This window comes from Stenotrophomonas rhizophila, from assembly GCF_007667275.1.
Lineage (GTDB): Bacteria > Pseudomonadota > Gammaproteobacteria > Xanthomonadales > Xanthomonadaceae > Stenotrophomonas > Stenotrophomonas maltophilia_AE.
The window spans coordinates 141,147-155,358 of record NZ_VDQT01000005.1; the positions used below are offsets into that span (position 1 = coordinate 141,147).

The following is a 14,212-nucleotide window of genomic DNA, read 5'->3' on the forward strand; positions in this document are numbered from 1 at the left end:
AGGCTTTCTGGAAAACGCATGCATACGATTGAAGTCGTCCTGGCGATGCTGGTGGCGGTAGTCGCCAGCGGCTACCTGGTCCGCGTCCTGCCGCTGTCGCTGCCGCTGCCCCTGGTGCAGATCGGGCTGGGAGCGGTGATTGCGGGGGTGTTCAACCGCGGCCACGCGCTGGAACCGGAGATGTTCTTCCTGCTGTTCCTGCCGCCGCTGCTGTTCCTGGATGGCTGGCGCATTCCCAAGCAGGGCCTGTTCCGCGACAAGGGCGTGATCCTGGAACTGGCGTTCGGGCTGGTGGTGATCACGGTGATCGGCGCCGGCTTCCTGATCCACTGGATGATTCCGGTGATGCCGCTGGCGGTGGCCTTCGCGCTGGCCGCGATCATTTCACCGACCGACCCGGTGGCGGTGAGTTCCATCGCCGCGCGCGCGCCGATTCCCAAGCGCCTGCTGCACATCCTGGAAGGCGAATCGCTGTTGAACGATGCCTCCGGCCTGGTCTGCTTCCGCTTTGCGGTGGCGGCGGTGATGACCGGCACGTTCTCGCTGGCCGACGCGTCGCTGACCTTCCTGTGGGTGGCCTTGGCCGGCCTGGTGATCGGCGTGGCGGTCACCCTGGGCGTGTCCACCTTCCAGCGCTGGCTGTGGCGGCGCTTCGGCGAAGAGCCCGGTGCGGCGCTGCTGGTCAACCTGCTGATTCCGTTCGCCGCCTACCTGCTGGCCGAAGAGGCCAACGCGTCGGGCATCCTGGCGGCGGTCGCCGCTGGCATCACCATGAGTTACGTGGAGCTCACCGGCCGGGTCTCGGGCAGCATGCGCGTGCAGCGTACGGCGGTGTGGAACATGCTGCAGTTCTCCTTCAACGGCATCATGTTCGTGCTGCTGGGCGAGCAGCTGCCCGGCATCGTCGAGCGCGCCATCGCCACCATGGGCGAAAGCGGCCACCACAATGCGTGGTGGCTGCTGGTGTACGTGCTGGTGATCAACCTGGCCCTGGTGCTGCTGCGCCTGGGCTGGGTGTGGCTGTCGCTGCGCTGGAGCCTGCTGCGTGCACGCCACCGTGGCGAGGAGCGCCAGGGCACGTCGTGGCGGATCGTGGTGGCGACCTCGCTGGCGGGCGTGCGCGGTGCGATCACCCTGGCCGGCGTGCTGACCCTGCCGCTGTTCCTGCCCGATGGCAGTGCGTTCCCGGCGCGCGACCTGGTGATCTTCCTGGCCGCGGCGGTGATCCTGGTGTCGCTGGTCGGCGCCAGCGTGGCGTTGCCGCGCCTGCTCAAGGGCCTGGAGCTGCCGGCCGATTCGGGCGAGCGCAAGGAAGAAGACCTGGCGCGGCGCATGGCGTCCAAGGCCGCACTGGCCGGGGTGGAGCGCAAGCGCCAGGAGCTGGTGGAGCACCAGAGCACGGAAAACGTGCAGCTGTACAACGACGCCGCGGCACGGGTCAGCCTGTTGTACCAGCGCAACCTGGAAAAAGAGCAGGGCCCGGATGCCGATCCCGGCAAGGTGGCGCGGATGGAGCAGGGCTATCGCCAGCTGCGCAGCGCTGGCTTGACCGCCGAGCGCGAAGAACTGTTCCGGCTGACCCGGCGTGGACGCATTTCCGATGAGATCTCGCGGAAGTTGATCCGCAACCTGGACCTGCTGGAAACCCGGCAACGCGATTGAGGTGGGGAATGTTCGCCGCTCGGACATCCAAACCCGATCATTGCCGGGCCCGGTAGGGTCGGTTCCCAAACGACCGCCGATAACGCCCATCGGCACGGTGACGCATGGACCTCAAGCGAAGAAGGCGTCTCCGCCAACGGTCATGCGTCACCGTGCAGATCACCTGCATCGGCGGTTGTTCGGGAACCAACCCCACCGCCACGCGGCGTCGGTGCCAGCGGCGTCAAGGCGCGGGGTCGCAGGTACACATGCCCGGCCAGCGCCGGGCAGCAGCCGACCGTCGGTCGGTTGACCGGTTACTCCGCCGGCTTCTGGTCCAGGTAGTACGCCACCACGGTGCCCTTGACCTTGATGGTCATCGGGTTGCCGCGACGGTCGCGGGCCTTGCCGGCCTGCACGCGGATCCAGCCTTCGCTGACCGAATATTCCTCGACGTTGTCGCGTTCGACATCGTTGAAGCGGATGCCCACGCCGCGTTCCAGCGCAGCGGCATCGTGGAACGGGCTGGCCGGGTTGATCGCCAGGTGATCGGGAGGGGTATCGCTCATGGTCATCAGGTGCTGACGGCCACCACGGCCGTCTTCAGGCGCACAGGATAAACCGTGCGGCCGCCGTGGCCGAATTTCGCTTCCTGCCAACGCCCGGCCACGGCAGAATGCCTGCCTGTCTCCAGGAATACCGGCCATGCCCGACAACAGCGATTATTTCGACTTCGAAGAAGAAGAGCGCGACTTCGAGGAAGACGACTTCGAGGCCCGGATCTGGAACCTGTTCGTGCTGATCAACCCGAACGACGAGGAACTGGCCCTGCAGCAGTTCAACCGCTGGCGCGAGGCGCTGCTCGAGAGCGGCGAGGAGATCGACGAGGAGGCGGAGTGGCTGGCACCGTTGATGACCGCGATTGCCTGGCAGTCCGGGTTCGAGGTGGAGCGCGACGATGCCGATTCGCTGATGTCGGCGGTGAACGAGCTGGCGGCACGCTGGAACCTGCAGCTGGACTGGGGTGGCGACCTGGACGATGAGGATTTCGCCGCCCAGGTGGATGCGCCGCTGTTGATGGCCACCGCGTATGACCGCCTGCGCGAGCACAACTATTCGCTGTGGAGCGTGGACACCGGCAACGGCGGCCTCGCAGGGTGGATGGCGCTCAGCCGCGATGACGATGCGATGCTGGCGCTGTGTTCGCTGCTGGGCGTGGAAGTGCGGCCGGGCGCGGATCCGTTCTGACAAAGAGGCACGGCAATGCCCCGGTAGTGCCGACTGTCAGTCGGCAGCTCTTCGCGCGGAACATGGTGCAGGGGCTTCGGGCAGCCGACTAACAGTCGGCTCTACCGTCGGGCGGCTGGTATTGCGACCTTGCGTTCGCTATTACGGCTTTCACCAGCGTGCGATCGGTGTGTCTTGAAATGGGCTGCGCGCCCAACGCGATCGCCTTCAGTCGCATGGGTGCCGGCACGTCGTAATGCGCGCCGCTGCGGCGGTTCTGGAACGCGCGCCGCGGGATCCCGAGCTGCGCCGCCATGGCGTGCAGCTCGGGCAGGGTGTCGGCCATCAGATGCGCCCAGCGCTCGCCGCGCCAGGGATGTACCGCATCGTCGATATAGACCGTCACCGGGTCGCCGTGGCTCAGGCCTGCGGCTTGTCGTCGCTGGCCGCCGGGGTGGCGTCGGCGTCGGCGGCCGGTTCGGCAGCCTGGTCCGCGGCCGGCGCGTCTTCGCCAGCGGCGTCGGCGTCATCGCCTTCTTCGCCTTCCACGCCTTCGAACTCGGAGACCAGCTGCGACAGGTACTCGTCGGCGGTCTTGCCTTCGTCGGCGGCCAGGTCGTCGATCAGCTGCTGCAGCTGGGTCGAGTATTCCAGGCTGACCTTGCGGCCTTCCTTTTCCTGGACATTGGAGAGGTGCTTGAGCATGGCCAGCATCGGCACCGGGTTGTCGGCGTTGCCCATGGTCTGGCCGCCGATGGCCAGCAGCCATTCGGTGCCCTGCAGGCCGATCGCGGCGACCACCTGGCCTTCCTCGTTGGTCAGCACGGCGTGGTTCTGGACCGGCTGCTGGGCGTTGAGGCGGTTGATCGGGCGCTTGGGCTGGAGCTTCTTGCGCTTGTCGCGCTTGGCTTTGGACTGCTTGGACATGGAATCGGTCTATGGGTACGGGAAAGACCGCCATTGTAGTGGGGGACGCGCGGGGATGCTGGGGCGGGCGGATCGTGCGAGCGGTGAAGGCGTGATTTACGCTGATTCCGATGCCGACATCGCATGTTGCAGGGATATCGGCAGTCGGCTGGGGCGCGACCCTACCGGCGCCCCGGCGCCCAAGCGCCCAGGCGTCCAGACGCCCAAGCGCGGATCGCGGCCACGCACCAAACCCCGGTAGGTAACGACCGTTGGTCGTTACCCTCAAACCGCCTCAGGGCGAGGCGGGGGCTGCGACCGGTGCCGGTGCCGCTGCGCCCTGGGCCGCCTGCACGTCCGCGTCCGGCACCGTCGGCGACAGCGCCACTTCCTGCCCGGACCCGGCCAACGCCGCCGCTTCGGCGGCCTTGGTCATCACCACGATGCTGATTCGGCGGTTGATCGGATTGTCCGGCTGGGTCTTGTCGAACAGCACCGAGGACGACAGGCCGACCACGCGGGTGACCTTGTCGTCGGCCATGCCGCCGTCCAGCAGCGCACGCCGGGCCGCGTTGGCGCGGTCGGCGCTGAGCTCCCAGTTGCTGTAGCCGTGGTGGGCGTTGTAGGCGGTGGTGTCTGTGTGGCCGGTGATGCTGATCCGGTTCGGCACGTGGTTGATGAACTGCGACAGCTCGCGAAGGATGTCGCGGGTGTAGTCCTTCAGCGCCGCGCTGCCCATGTCGAACATCGGCCGGTTCTGCTTGTCCACGATCTGGATGCGCAGGCCTTCCGGGGTCAGGTCTAGCAGCAGCTGGTCCTTGAACGGTTCCAGCGCCTGGCTCTTGCTGATCGCCTCTTCCAGCTCCTGCTTGAGCACTTCCAGCTGCTTCTTTTCCCGCTCGCGCTCGTCCTGCTGCGGCACCGGGCGTTCGGCCTGCTGGTTCTGGAACGGGTCGTTGCTGTTGCCGCGCGAGACGTCGGTGGCGCCGCCGAGCTTGATCATCGAGGTGCTGGCGCCCCCCGGGCCGGCCATGCCCGGGGCCGGCGTGGAGTTCTGCCCGGTGAGCGGGCTGGGGTTGCGGAAGTACTCGGAAATGGCGGCGCGTTCGGGCTTGGTGGTGGCCGCCATCAGCCACAGCACCAGGAAGAACGCCATCATCGCGGTCACGAAGTCGGCGTAGGCCACCTTCCAGGCGCCGCCGTGGTGCGCGCCATGTCCGGCCTTCTTGACCCGGCGGACGATGACGGTGGGTTTGTTCTCGGCCATGGCGGTGCCTTACTTGACCGTCTTGAGGTGGGCTTCGAACTCGCTGAAGCCCGGGCGCACGTTCGAGGGCAGGGTCTTGCGCGCGAATTCCAGCGCGATCTTGGGGTTGTAGCCGCGCAGGCAGGCCAGCAGGGCGGTCTTCACCGACTCATAGATGCGGCTGTCCTGCTCGGCACGTGCTTCCACCGCGGCGGCCAGCGGGCTGACGAAGCCGTAGGCCAGCAGGATGCCCAGGAAGGTACCCACCAGCGCGCCGGCCACGTGCGCGCCGACCTCTTCGATGGCACCGCCGATGGAGCCCATGGTGATCACGATGCCCAGCACCGCGGCCACGATGCCGAACCCGGGCAGGCCGTCGGAGACCTTGTTGAGGGCGGCGGCGGGCTGCATCGCTTCGGCGTGGTGCTTTTCCAGCTCCATTTCCAGCAGCGGCTCGAGTTCGTGCGGCTCGATGTTGCTGCCGATCATCAGGCGCAGGCAGTCGGTCATGAAGTCCACCAGGTGGTGGTCGGCCTGCACCTTGGGATAGTTGGCGAAGATCGCGCTGTCGGCCGGGCGCTCGACATGGTCTTCCAGCGCCATGAAGCCCTCGCGGCGGGCTTTGTTGAGCAGCTCGTAGAGCAGGCTCAGCACGTCCAGGTAGTCCTGCTGCTTGTAGCGCGGGCCCTTGAACACGCTGATGCTCGAAGACAGGGTCTGCTTGACGGTCTTCATCGGGGTGCCGACCAGGAACGCGCCCAGCGCGGCGCCGCCGATGATGACCAGCTCATAGGGCTGCCACAGGGCGCCCAGCTTGCCGTGCGCGCCCACGTAGCCGCCGAGCACGCTGAGGATGACGATGAGGAAACCGACAATGATGAGCATGGGGCAGACGCGGGGAAGGGGATACCTTCATGTCGGCCTCACGCTCGGGTTCTGAAGGGTGGGGTTGGTTGGACGTCACACTTTTGGTCGGTGTTTCGTACCCACCAACGGTGGGTACCTACCGGGTTCGGTGGGCCCGACATGCGGGTGGCACCCGGTCCGGTGGGCCCGACGTGCAGGTTGCGCCCCCCGGCCCGGTGGACCCGGCGTACCGGCGGCGCGGCAGGTGCCCACCGTGGATGGGCGCGCGCCGGGACGCTCAAGCCGCGGGCTGGGCCTCGGCGCCACCGCGCTGCAACGGGTCCGGATAGGGCGTCCCGTTGGGGGTGAACGAGAGCGAGACCGAGTTCAGGCAGTGCCGCTCATGGGTGGGCGGCGGGCCGTCCGGGAACACATGGCCGAGGTGGCTGTCACAGCGGGCACACACGATCTCGGTTCGCACCATGCCATGACTGACGTCACGGATTTCACGCACGTGGGCCGGGTCGAACGGGGCGAAGAAGCTCGGCCAGCCGGTGCCGGAGTCGAACTTGGTGCTGGAGCGGAACAGCGGCAGGCCGCACAGGCGGCAGCCGTAGACGCCGTCCTGCTTGTTGTCCAGGAAAACGCCGCAGAACGGGGCTTCGGTGCCGTGGTGCAGCAGCACGCGCTGCTCGTCCGCGCTGAGCCCGGCAACCAGCGCCTGGCGCTGGGCGTCGCTGGGCGGGGAGAGATCGAAAGCGGTCATGGGCAGTCCTCAAGAGGGGTGCTGTGGAAATGGGGGCGGGGAAGGCGCAGGCAAGCGCCGGGCGTTCATGGTGCTGACACGCGCCCGGGTGCAGGGTGAATGCCTGTCCCCCTCGCTGAGCCTGCCTGCCATGAATCGCCTGTCCTGGCTTGCCGTATCGCTGCTGGCGGTGATGCCGCTGGTCGCCGCCGCGCAGATCGCCGCCCCGCGCAAACCCACCGACACCCGTCCTGCCACCAACGCCGCGCCCACCCAGGCGCCGCTGCCCACGCCGGTGCGACCGGCACCGGCCGACAGCCTGTCCGGGCGGATGGAACCGGTGAAGACACCGGCGCAGACCGGGCAGCAACTGCGCACCCACCCGATCCAGAGCCAGGGCCCGGCGCAGGTGCAGCCGTTCACTCCGCCCGCGACCACGGCGCCGCCCAAGGTCTACGACCGCAACGGGCGGATCGTGCCCGGCATGAAGCAGGTGGGGCCCAACCGCGTGCTGGATACGCGCACGGGCCGCTACTACGACGCGGTTCCGAGCGGGGACGGCCAGCGAATCAAACCCTGATCCACTTTTGGAAGAAGCACTGGAACATGAATCGTCGGCAACTTTCAGCGCCGAGTCATCGCCGTCACGACGCCGCTCACCGCTTTTTCGCCCCTGATTAACCCCGTTTCGAACATTCTGGACCTGCGCCGCACAGGACGCCCCGGCAAGCGAAAGCCGCTTGATTCGAGCACGCCAGCGACGCATCCCGTAGATCTGAATGAGAAGAGTGCAACCATGGCCAATCAGCAGAACAACCCTGGCAAGCAGCAGAATCAGCAGAATCAACAGGGCCAGAACCAGAAAGGTCAGCAGAACCAGCAGCAGAACCAGGACCAGGGCAACAAGCAGCAGGGTCAGCGTCACCAGGACCAGAAGCAGCAGCGCTGACGGTCATTGCATGAAGTAGCTTCGAAGGCGGTGCGCGATGCGCGCCGCCTTTTGCTGTGCGGCGTGATCAATCCGGGATCGGCAAGGTCAATGTCTCCTTGACCTCTTCCATCACGATGTAGCTCTTGGATTCGCGCACGTGCGGCAGGGTCAGCAGCGTGCTGCCCAGCAGTTTCCGGTAGGACGCCATTTCGCTGATGCGCGCCTTGAGCAGGTAATCGAAATCACCGGATACCAGGTGGCACTCCAGCACGTTCGGCAGTTTCAGCGCGGCGCGGCGGAACTCCTCGAAGATGTCCCCGGATTTGTAGGCCAGGCTGATTTCCACGAATACCAGCAGGCTGGCCTTGAGGTACTGCGGGTCGAGCCGGGCGTAGTAGCCGGTGATCGCGCCGTCGCGTTCCAGCCGCCGCACCCGCTCGGTGCACGGGGTAGTGGACAGCCCCACCCGCTCGCCCAGTTCGGTGAAGGAAATGCGCCCCTCGTCCTGCAGGATGCGCAGGATCTTGCGGTCGATCTTGTCCAGCTCGCGGGGTCGCGCGGCCATGGCGTCAGCCTCTCGGGGGTGTTGGCGCGACAATACCCTGCCTTTACCGCCAAAAACAGCAAAAATGCGTGGTTTGGCCGGAATATACTTGCCCAATTATGGTCCCGGCACGCTCCAGTGCAGGGAATGATCGGGTTGGAGAGGTCTCATGCGCGTTCTCATCCTTGGCAGCGGGGTCATCGGCACCACCAGTGCCTGGTACCTGCGGCAGGCCGGCTTTGAAGTCACCGTGGTCGACCGCCAGCCCGGCCCGGCGCTGGAAACCAGCTTCGCCAATGCCGGCCAGCTGTCGTTCGGCTATACCTCGCCGTGGGCCGCCCCGGGCGTACCGCTGAAAGCGGTGAAATGGCTGTTCTCCGAACACGCGCCGCTGGCGATCCGCCCGGGCCTGGACCTGGACCAGTACCGCTGGCTGGCGCAGATGCTGCGCAACTGCACCCACGAGCGCTACGCGATCAACAAGGCGCGCATGGTGCGCATGTCCGAGTACAGCCGCGACTGCCTCAACGAGCTGCGCGCGCAGACCGGGATCGAGTTCGAAGGCCGCGACCTGGGCACCACCCAGCTGTTCCGCACCCAGCAGCAGCTGGACGCGTCGGCGCAGGACATCGAGGTGCTGGCCCAGCACGGCGTGCCGTACGAAGTGCTGGACCGCGCCGGCATCATCGCCCACGAACCAGCCCTGGCCGGCGTGGCCGACAAGCTGGTGGGCGCGCTGTGGCTGCCGCGCGACCAGACCGGCGATTGCCAGCTGTTCACCCGCCGCCTGGCGCAGATGGCCATGGATGCCGGGGTGGAATTCCGCTTCGACCAGGACATCGCCGGGCTGGAAACCGATGGCGACCGCATCACCGGCGTGCGCATCGACGGCAAGGTGGAAACCGCCGACCGCTACGTGGTCGCGCTGGGCAGCTATTCGCCGTCGCTGGTGGCGCCGCTGGGCATGCACCTGCCGGTGTATCCGCTGAAGGGCTATTCGCTGACCCTGCCGATCACCGACGCGGCGATGGCGCCGACCTCGACCATCCTGGACGAAAGCTACAAGGTGGCGGTGACCCGCTTCGACGACCGCATCCGCGTCGGCGGCATGGCCGAAGTGGGCGGGTTCGACCTGTCGCTGTCGCCGCGCCGCCGCGCCACCCTGGAAAAGGTGGTGGGCGACCTCTACCCGCACGGCGGCGACCTCGGCCGTGCCGAATTCTGGACCGGGCTGCGCCCGGCCACCCCGGACGGCACGCCCGTCATCGGTGCCACCCCGTACCGCAACCTGTTCCTCAATACCGGCCACGGCACCCTGGGCTGGACCATGGCCTGCGGCTCGGGCCGCTACCTCGCCGACCTGATGAGCGCGCGCCAGCCGCAGATCAGCACCGAGGGCCTGGATATCTTCCGTTATGGCGGCCACCACGCCGCCTCCGTCCACCACAGTGAACCCAAAGCATGCGTCCAGCCCGCGCGTTGATCGACCTGGACGCGTTGCGCTCCAACTTCCGCCTGGCCCGTGAACTGGGCGGCGGTCGCAAGACCCTGGCCGCGGTAAAGGCCGACGCCTATGGCCACGGCGCGGTGGCCTGCGCGCGCGCGCTGGACGGCGAAGCGGACGCCTTCGGCGTGGCCTGCATCGAGGAAGCGCTGGAACTGCGCGCGGCCGGCATCGCCGGGCCGATCCTGCTGCTGGAAGGCTTCTTCGACGCCAACGAGCTGCCGCTGATCGTGCAGCACCGGCTGTGGTTCGCGGTGGCCGCACCGTGGCAGGTGGACGCGGTGGAAGCGTTCCAGACCGACGCCACGCTGCAGATCTGGCTCAAGCTGGACAGCGGCATGCACCGGCTGGGGCTGTCGCCGGCCGACTTCCGCGCCGCGCACGCGCGCCTGTCTGCGCTGCCGCAGGTGGCGCCGATGGTGCTGATGAGCCACATGGCGCGCGCCGACGAACTGGACAGCCCGCGGACACGCGAACAGGCCGATCTGTTCGCGGCCACCATCGAGGGCCTGGCCGGCGAAACCAGCCTGTGCAATTCGCCGGCCCTGCTGGGCTGGCCGGACGTGCGCAGCGACTGGGTGCGCCCGGGGCTGATGCTGTACGGCGCCAATCCGCTGGCCGCGCACACCGCCGCCACCGAGCGCCTGCGCCCGGTGATGACCATGCAATCGAAGATCTTCGCCACCCGCGAGATCGGCGTCGGCGAACCGGTCGGCTATGGCGCCCGGTTCGTGGCCGAGCGGCCGACCCGGGTCGGCGTGGTGGCGCTGGGCTATGCCGACGGCTACCCGCAGTTCGCCCCGAACGGTACCCCGGTGCAGATCGATGGCCAGCCCGGGCACCTGATCGGCCGGGTCTCGATGGACATGCTGACCGTGGACCTGACCGACCTGCCGCAGGCCGGGGTCGGCAGCACGGTCACCCTGTGGGGCGATGCGCCGCGCCTGGACGTGCTGGCCCCGCTGTGCCGGGTCAGCGCCTACCAGCTGCCGTGCGCGGTCAAGCGCGTGGCACGGGTAGTCAGCGGCGGCTAGACGGAGACGGCAGCAGGCGCCGCAGCCAGTTGTCCAGCATGTACTTCTCGTAGCGCAGCGGGTCGTTGTTGCTGAGCAGGCCGGAGTTGGTCAGGTAGCCCATGTCGACCAGCTTCTCCTCGCCCTGCTGCAGCACGCCGCCCTGGGCGTCGCGCAGGGTGAAGGTGAGGGTCATCCGCGGCGGGTAGATGTTGCGCATGATCCGGATGTCGTTGCCGCGCGGCCCGTTCTGGGGCTCGAAGTCGCCGGCGCGCTTGATGTCGGTGATCTGCACCTCCAGGGTCTGGCCCGGGGCCAGGCGCTTGCTGGCGCTGGAGCGCAGGTGGCTGGCCAGCTGGAACACCCAGTTGCCGCTCTGGGCCTCGAAGCGGTTGGGGCTGCTGCGGATTTCAGTGAACTGCGCCGGGTCGGTCCAGCTGACCTGGACCGGGCCTTCGACGCTCAACGCGCGCGGCGCATCCGGCGCGGTGACGGTACGGGGGCCGGCGGAGGCGCAGCCCACGATCAGCATCAGGCAGCTCAAAGCACCAGCCAGCAAGGGATTGCGGTTCATGGCAGGACCTCGGTCAGGGATGTGCAGGGACGATGCTTCGCAGTGTGACCCCGATCACCTGCAGGAACAATTACCGGCAACCTGGCGCCTGCCCGGATGGGGGCAGTAGTTCACTTACGTCAAATCCGGGCCGGTGCTTGACGCTGCGAATACGCGCTCTGGAAGATGCTGTCTCCTTCTGCGCCTTCAGTTGCTTCCTTTGACCTCCTTGTCCAGCCTGACCGCATCGACCCCGAACCGCGCGCCCCATGTGGCTCCAGCGCCCGATCCTTCGCTGCACCGTGCGGTGCTGGAAGGCCTCAGCGCGGGCTTCTGCATCATCGAAGTGACGATCGAAAACGGCGTGGGCGTGGATTACCGTTTCCTGGAAGTGAACGAGGCCTTCGAACGCAACACCGGCCTGAACAATGCCTCCGGGCGCTTGATGAGTGAGCTGCAGCCCAACCACGAAAGCGAGTGGTACCGGGTCTACGGCGAGATCGCCCTGAGCGGCCGCTCGCAGCAGTTCGAGCTGGAAGCGCGTGCGCTGGGGCGCTGGTATGCGGTGGAAGCGATGCGGGTGGGCGAGGCGCATGATCGCCGCGTGGCGGTGCTGTTCTTCGACATCACCAACCGCAAGCAGATCGAAGTGGAGCTGGCCGAAAGCGAGGCGCGCTTCAGTGCGCTGGCCGACGGCCTGCCGATGCCGGTGTGGGTGCTGGACGAGCTGGGCCATGCCCGCTTCGTCAACAGTGCCTTCAGCGAATTCTTCGGTGGCGACGAACAGCGCGTGCCGGAGGATGTCTGGCGCGGCCTGGTGCAGCCGGACGATGTCTCGGTGTTCGAGTACGAGCTGCAGGCGGCATTGAAGGCGCAGCGCTCCATGCAGGTACTGGTGCGCGGCCTGCGTGCCGACGGCCAGTGGCGCTGGCTGGAAATGAACGCACAGCCGCGCTTCTCGCGCGCGGGGCGGTTCATCGGCCTGGCCGGCAGCAGCACCGACGTGACAGAGCGGCGCGAGATCGAAATGGCGCGCGAGGAGCTGCTGCAGTCCGAGCGCGCCGCGCGCAACGCTGCTGAAAGCATGGCGCGGTTGAAGGACGAATTCCTGGCCACGCTGTCGCACGAACTGCGCACGCCGCTGACCACCATCCTGGGCTGGAGCGAACTGCTGCTGCAGCGGGTGGACGACACCAGTCCGCTGTTCAAGGGCCTGGGCGTGATCGCCAACAGTGCGATGGCGCAGAAGCGCCTGATCTCCGACATGCTGGACCTGAGCAGCATGCTGTTGGGCAAGGTGCAGCTGGAAGTGGAAGTGCTGGACCTGCGCGCGCAGCTCACCGAAGCCATGCGCGCCCAGGAGCTGGTGGCCGAAGGCAAGGCGCTGGACATGCAGCTGGTGGTGCCCGACGAGCCGGCGCTGGTCCTGGGTGACGCCACCCGCCTGCAGCAGGTGCTGTGGAATCTGCTCAGCAACGCAATCAAATTCACCCCGGCGGCCGGCTCGGTCACCGTGACCCTGTCCACCGACGGCGCGCACTGGTCGGTCAGCGTGGTCGACACCGGCGACGGCATCGCCCCTGAATTCCTGCGCCATCTGTTCAGCCGGTTCCGCCAGGCCGATGGCACCACCACCCGTCGCCACGGCGGCCTGGGCCTGGGCCTGGCGATCGTGCAGCAGCTGGTGGAACTGCACGGCGGCACGGTCACCGCCAACAGCGAAGGGCATGGCTGCGGCGCGGAATTCACCGTGCAGCTGCCGCGTTACCAGCCGCAGGCCGATGGCCGGCCGCTGCGCGAGGTGTTCAGTGGCCCGATCCATGAACAGCTGATCGAACCGTACCCGTTGAAGGGCCTGCGCCTGCTGGCGGTGGAGGACCAACCCGAAGTGCTGGAATACCTGCGCCGCCTGCTGGAGGAGCAGGGCGCGCAGGTCACCGCCGCGGCGTCGGCCGCCGAAGCGCTGGCCGTACTGGACGACGGTGGGCATGAACACGTGGATGTCCTGCTGACCGACATCGGCATGCCGGGCATGGACGGCTACGGCCTGGTCAGCACCCTGCGCAACGACTTCAAGCTGGACGCGAACGCGCTGCCGGTGGTGGCGGTGACCGCGCTGGCCCGTGCCGACGACCGCAAGCGCGCGCTGGCGTCCGGCTTCCAGGAGCACGTGGCCAAGCCGTATTCGGTGGCCCAGCTGGTATCGGCGGTGCGCACGGTGCTGGCTGGCAAGCGATAGCGGTAGGGCCCGCTCGGTGCGGCATTGCCTGGTTGCCACGCAGGGCGTGGCACTACGCGCAGGGGCCGATCACCCCGGGGTGCCGGAAAACGCGCGGCGGCCGACCACCCCGGGGTGCCGGAAAACGCGCGGGGGCCGACCACCCCGGGGTGCCGGAAAAAGACCCGTAGAGCCACGCCCTGCGTGGCTGTCACGCAACCCGAAAGGAACCCATATGTCGCGTTACGCCCCTACCATCCTTACCGACCAGGCCGATATCGCCGCGCTTGAAGCGCTCCTGCCACAGCTGAAGGGCCAGACCCAGGTCGAGATCACCCTGGACGACGGCAGCGTGCTGCACGGCACGGTGGCGGTGCAGCCGACCGTGCAGCAGTACCGCGATGCGGACGAGAACGAAGGCAGCAACGGCCAGCTGCGCCTGGACGACCTGGCGTCGCCCGACCAGCAGCATGTGCTGTGGCTGGACCAGATCCGCGCAGTGCGTTCGCTGCCTCCGGTGGAATGAAAGTGTGCCGGGCTTGACCCGGCACCCCTTCTCAATGCTCGAACAGCTGTGGTTCCGCCTCGAAGCGGCGGGCATAGGCGCGCTCTTCGGCGACCCGCGCGACTTCCTCATCGGTTATGTCCGGCGCCCCGTACACGGCGTAGGCCACGCTGCCATCGGTCTGCCGGCCGACCTGATGCAGTCGGTAGCGGGAGTGCCCGCCGCCGGTATCTTCGGGGTAGTGCACAGGCGGCTGTGCGGTTTCCAGGTCCATTTCGCTGTTATCGACCACGCCACCGACGAACAATACGCGCATGAGCTACCTCCGTTGCG

At 67.6% G+C, this 14,212-nt stretch carries 17 protein-coding genes; 8 read left to right on the top strand and 9 right to left on the bottom strand.

The features are described from left to right. Positions 1 to 18: 18 nt before the first annotated feature. The gene (locus FSZ13_RS15855; RefSeq protein WP_145481389.1) at positions 19 to 1,662 is read left to right on the top strand and encodes a Na+/H+ antiporter; all 1,644 of its coding nucleotides are present in this window, start codon (positions 19 to 21) and stop codon (positions 1,660 to 1,662) included. A gap of 296 nt (positions 1,663 to 1,958) precedes the next feature. Here FSZ13_RS15855 and FSZ13_RS15860 read toward each other — a convergent pair whose 3' ends face one another. Further along, complete coding sequence (locus FSZ13_RS15860; protein ID WP_145481390.1) at positions 1,959 to 2,210, bottom strand: DUF3297 family protein; 252 nt, start codon at positions 2,208 to 2,210, stop codon at positions 1,959 to 1,961. Positions 2,211 to 2,346: 136 nt separating this feature from the next. Here FSZ13_RS15860 and FSZ13_RS15865 point away from each other — a divergent pair, with 136 nt between their 5' ends. Further along, positions 2,347 to 2,889 carry a DUF6630 family protein gene (locus tag FSZ13_RS15865; RefSeq protein ID WP_145481391.1) on the top strand — a complete coding sequence of 181 codons (543 nt, stop codon included), beginning with the start codon at positions 2,347 to 2,349 and terminating at the stop codon, positions 2,887 to 2,889. A gap of 88 nt (positions 2,890 to 2,977) precedes the next feature. Here FSZ13_RS15865 and FSZ13_RS15870 read toward each other — a convergent pair whose 3' ends face one another. The 5 genes from FSZ13_RS15870 to msrB form a co-directional block, all read right to left on the bottom strand. Continuing rightward, entirely contained in the window at positions 2,978 to 3,274 is a 297-nt protein-coding gene (locus FSZ13_RS15870; RefSeq protein WP_145481392.1) for a DUF4031 domain-containing protein, read from the bottom strand. Between the two features lie 14 nt (positions 3,275 to 3,288). Then, positions 3,289 to 3,795, bottom strand: a complete 507-nt coding sequence (locus tag FSZ13_RS15875; RefSeq protein WP_145481393.1) for a hypothetical protein — start codon at positions 3,793 to 3,795, stop codon at positions 3,289 to 3,291. A gap of 274 nt (positions 3,796 to 4,069) precedes the next feature. Beyond that, the gene (gene motB, locus FSZ13_RS15880) at positions 4,070 to 5,041 is read right to left on the bottom strand and encodes a flagellar motor protein MotB (protein WP_145481394.1); all 972 of its coding nucleotides are present in this window, start codon (positions 5,039 to 5,041) and stop codon (positions 4,070 to 4,072) included. 9 nt (positions 5,042 to 5,050) lie between these two features. Next, entirely contained in the window at positions 5,051 to 5,905 is an 855-nt protein-coding gene (motA, locus tag FSZ13_RS15885; RefSeq protein WP_145481395.1) for a flagellar motor stator protein MotA, read from the bottom strand. A gap of 259 nt (positions 5,906 to 6,164) precedes the next feature. After that, complete coding sequence (msrB, locus tag FSZ13_RS15890) at positions 6,165 to 6,632, bottom strand: peptide-methionine (R)-S-oxide reductase MsrB (protein ID WP_145481396.1); 468 nt, start codon at positions 6,630 to 6,632, stop codon at positions 6,165 to 6,167. A gap of 130 nt (positions 6,633 to 6,762) precedes the next feature. On the opposite strand from msrB, the gene FSZ13_RS15895 reads away from it, so the two are divergent. Together FSZ13_RS15895 and FSZ13_RS15900 are read left to right on the top strand one after the other, a co-directional pair. Then, positions 6,763 to 7,191 (top strand): classical arabinogalactan protein 4, encoded by a 429-nt coding sequence (locus FSZ13_RS15895; RefSeq protein ID WP_145481397.1) that lies wholly within the window; start codon positions 6,763 to 6,765, stop codon positions 7,189 to 7,191. A gap of 216 nt (positions 7,192 to 7,407) precedes the next feature. Next, the gene (locus tag FSZ13_RS15900; RefSeq protein ID WP_145481398.1) at positions 7,408 to 7,560 is read left to right on the top strand and encodes a lana protein; all 153 of its coding nucleotides are present in this window, start codon (positions 7,408 to 7,410) and stop codon (positions 7,558 to 7,560) included. A 67-nt stretch (positions 7,561 to 7,627) separates the two neighbouring features. Here FSZ13_RS15900 and FSZ13_RS15905 read toward each other — a convergent pair whose 3' ends face one another. After that, positions 7,628 to 8,107, bottom strand: a complete 480-nt coding sequence (locus FSZ13_RS15905; protein ID WP_145481399.1) for an Lrp/AsnC ligand binding domain-containing protein — start codon at positions 8,105 to 8,107, stop codon at positions 7,628 to 7,630. A gap of 148 nt (positions 8,108 to 8,255) precedes the next feature. On the opposite strand from FSZ13_RS15905, the gene FSZ13_RS15910 reads away from it, so the two are divergent. Together FSZ13_RS15910 and alr are read left to right on the top strand one after the other, a co-directional pair. Beyond that, positions 8,256 to 9,569 carry a D-amino acid dehydrogenase gene (locus FSZ13_RS15910; RefSeq protein WP_145481400.1) on the top strand — a complete coding sequence of 438 codons (1,314 nt, stop codon included), beginning with the start codon at positions 8,256 to 8,258 and terminating at the stop codon, positions 9,567 to 9,569. Next, a complete protein-coding gene (gene alr / locus FSZ13_RS15915; protein ID WP_145481401.1) occupies positions 9,548 to 10,624 on the top strand; it encodes an alanine racemase in 1,077 nt (358 codons plus the stop codon). The genes FSZ13_RS15910 and alr overlap by 22 nt, the downstream gene beginning before the upstream one ends. On the opposite strand, the gene FSZ13_RS15920 is transcribed toward alr, so the two are convergent. Continuing rightward, a complete protein-coding gene (locus FSZ13_RS15920) occupies positions 10,611 to 11,177 on the bottom strand; it encodes a DUF3016 domain-containing protein (protein ID WP_145481402.1) in 567 nt (188 codons plus the stop codon). The genes alr and FSZ13_RS15920 overlap by 14 nt on opposite strands. Positions 11,178 to 11,394: 217 nt before the next feature. On the opposite strand from FSZ13_RS15920, the gene FSZ13_RS15925 reads away from it, so the two are divergent. Together FSZ13_RS15925 and FSZ13_RS15930 are read left to right on the top strand one after the other, a co-directional pair. Next, positions 11,395 to 13,395: an ATP-binding protein gene (locus FSZ13_RS15925; RefSeq protein WP_429000027.1), complete on the top strand. Its 2,001-nt coding sequence runs from the start codon at positions 11,395 to 11,397 to the stop codon at positions 13,393 to 13,395. 214 nt (positions 13,396 to 13,609) lie between these two features. Beyond that, positions 13,610 to 13,900 carry a DUF3247 family protein gene (locus FSZ13_RS15930; protein WP_145481403.1) on the top strand — a complete coding sequence of 97 codons (291 nt, stop codon included), beginning with the start codon at positions 13,610 to 13,612 and terminating at the stop codon, positions 13,898 to 13,900. Positions 13,901 to 13,931: 31 nt separating this feature from the next. Here the strand turns inward: FSZ13_RS15930 and FSZ13_RS15935 are convergent, their stop codons facing one another. After that, positions 13,932 to 14,195, bottom strand: a complete 264-nt coding sequence (locus FSZ13_RS15935) for a hypothetical protein (RefSeq protein WP_145481404.1) — start codon at positions 14,193 to 14,195, stop codon at positions 13,932 to 13,934. Positions 14,196 to 14,212: the final 17 nt, after the last annotated feature.

Bases quoted from the DNA above. Each gene is read 5' to 3' on its own strand.
- FSZ13_RS15855 (WP_145481389.1), top strand. From the start codon at position 19: ATGCATACGATTGAAGTCGTCCTGGCGATGCTGGTGGCGGTAGTCGCC.
- FSZ13_RS15860 (WP_145481390.1), bottom strand. From the start codon at position 2,210: ATGAGCGATACCCCTCCCGATCACCTGGCGATCAACCCGGCCAGCCCG.
- FSZ13_RS15865 (WP_145481391.1), top strand. From the start codon at position 2,347: ATGCCCGACAACAGCGATTATTTCGACTTCGAAGAAGAAGAGCGCGAC.
- FSZ13_RS15875 (WP_145481393.1), bottom strand. From the start codon at position 3,795: ATGTCCAAGCAGTCCAAAGCCAAGCGCGACAAGCGCAAGAAGCTCCAG.
- motB (WP_145481394.1), bottom strand. From the start codon at position 5,041: ATGGCCGAGAACAAACCCACCGTCATCGTCCGCCGGGTCAAGAAGGCC.
- motA (WP_145481395.1), bottom strand. From the start codon at position 5,905: ATGCTCATCATTGTCGGTTTCCTCATCGTCATCCTCAGCGTGCTCGGC.
- msrB (WP_145481396.1), bottom strand. From the start codon at position 6,632: ATGACCGCTTTCGATCTCTCCCCGCCCAGCGACGCCCAGCGCCAGGCG.
- FSZ13_RS15895 (WP_145481397.1), top strand. From the start codon at position 6,763: ATGAATCGCCTGTCCTGGCTTGCCGTATCGCTGCTGGCGGTGATGCCG.
- FSZ13_RS15900 (WP_145481398.1), top strand. From the start codon at position 7,408: ATGGCCAATCAGCAGAACAACCCTGGCAAGCAGCAGAATCAGCAGAAT.
- FSZ13_RS15905 (WP_145481399.1), bottom strand. From the start codon at position 8,107: ATGGCCGCGCGACCCCGCGAGCTGGACAAGATCGACCGCAAGATCCTG.
- FSZ13_RS15910 (WP_145481400.1), top strand. From the start codon at position 8,256: ATGCGCGTTCTCATCCTTGGCAGCGGGGTCATCGGCACCACCAGTGCC.
- alr (WP_145481401.1), top strand. From the start codon at position 9,548: ATGCGTCCAGCCCGCGCGTTGATCGACCTGGACGCGTTGCGCTCCAAC.
- FSZ13_RS15920 (WP_145481402.1), bottom strand. From the start codon at position 11,177: ATGAACCGCAATCCCTTGCTGGCTGGTGCTTTGAGCTGCCTGATGCTG.
- FSZ13_RS15930 (WP_145481403.1), top strand. From the start codon at position 13,610: ATGTCGCGTTACGCCCCTACCATCCTTACCGACCAGGCCGATATCGCC.
- FSZ13_RS15935 (WP_145481404.1), bottom strand. From the start codon at position 14,195: ATGCGCGTATTGTTCGTCGGTGGCGTGGTCGATAACAGCGAAATGGAC.